Raw genomic sequence first — 715 nt, 5'->3', positions numbered from 1 at the left:
CTCGAGATTTTAGTTGGTAAACCAATCCCAAGGTTGACATAAGCACCATCAGGAATATCTTGTGCAACACGTTCAGCAATTTGATCACGGGTTAATTTTTGATAACTCATTTTATTTCTCCAATCTCAAATTACTGCGCAGGTTGAACTTGTACAACGTGTTGTACAAAGATCCCAGGGGTGATGATGTGTTCAGGATCTAAGGCACCGAGTTCCACGACTTCTGATACTTGTGCGATGGTGATATCTGCTGCCATGGCCATAATTGGACCAAAGTTACGTGCAGATTTACGGTACACCAAGTTCCCCCAGCGATCGCCCTTATGCGCTTTAATTAACGCAAAGTCAGCTTTGATTGGATTTTCTAAAACGTAGTCTTTACCTTCATAACTCATGGTTGGTTTGCCTTCAGCGAGCAAAGTACCAAAACCTGTTGGTGTGTAGATTGGACCTAAGCCCATACCCGCCGCTTGAATACGGCAAGCCAAGTTGCCTTGCGGTACAAGTTCTAACTCGATTTTGCCTGCACGGTAGAGTTCATCGAAGACATAAGAGTCAGACTGACGAGGAAAAGAACAGATGATTTTACGTACAGCGCCTGCTTGTAACAGTTTAGCCAAGCCGTAATCACCATTACCTGCGTTGTTGTTGACGATCACTAAGTCTTTAATACCGAGTTCAATTAAGCCATCGATGAGTTCAGCAGGCTGACCTGC

The 715-nt window shown here is 44.2% G+C and carries 2 protein-coding genes; both read right to left on the bottom strand.

Annotated elements, in window-relative coordinates; all coding sequences use genetic code 11:
- A partial coding sequence (locus tag AC1M9D_RS14050; RefSeq protein WP_481589654.1) for a CoA-transferase occupies positions 1-110 on the bottom strand: 110 nt, incomplete at its 3' end.
- Positions 111-130: 20 nt separating this feature from the next.
- On the bottom strand, positions 131-715 hold a 585-nt coding region (locus tag AC1M9D_RS14045), incomplete at its 5' end, for a 3-oxoacid CoA-transferase subunit A (protein WP_481612441.1).

The sequence above is a fragment of the Acinetobacter sp. ANC_7682 genome, from assembly GCF_056779795.1.
The sequence above is the reverse complement of the archived record's forward strand: the minus strand, read 5'-3'. Positions and strand labels throughout refer to the sequence as shown.